1 pseudogene is annotated in these 627 nt (G+C 48.7%); it reads right to left on the bottom strand.

The window, feature by feature from the left end:
• Window positions 1–627 (bottom strand): annotated as a pseudogene (locus AC1DUO_RS26010) (ExeA family protein); the annotation flags it as partial.

The raw sequence follows: 627 nt of genomic DNA, 5'->3' as shown, positions 1-627 counted from the left end.
GTTTATCTGCTGTAATCGGACTTAACCAGGGAATTCCGTCCTGGACTAWGGTCTCTAAGGTTGCCTTACCCTTTTTACAGGTGAGCTGTGCACGGACGGCCTGATCACAGAACGCATCATTAGTTGGCACGTCATAACCCCACACCTGAAAGAGCTGACGCATTCCGTTACGCTCGTTACTTCCAACATCACTCAGTTTTTTGGCCGCAGCAGGGATTTCATGCAGCCTTTCGGAAAACGTCGCCAACAGCGGGAGGTATGGCTTTGCATAGCCTAAATAAGTCCATCCCAAAACACTGCCCAAAAGCATGTAACACGCAATGAGAAACGTGAGACATTTCCTTTTGCCAGGCGTCAGTCCTCGGGCTTCGAGGCAGACTTTCATTTGCCGATAAGTGACTGACTGTGTTTTTTCTGCATATGCGCTGTTCAATGAGTCTGTTGCCAGTTCATTAATAAGCCGAAACTTACCACCAGCGGCAGTGTGCAACAATTTAACGAGTGGTTTGTTAAAAAGGGTTGGCTCCCCTCCGGCTGATTGCATCCTTTGGGACAGATAGTCCGAGGTTTCTGCGAGACTCATTGGAGACAGAGAGTAAACCGCATATGGTAGCCCCATCTTATGGC

Source organism: Rahnella sp. P4_A8 (assembly GCF_056402435.1).
This window is presented reverse-complemented; position numbering and strand designations above follow the sequence as displayed.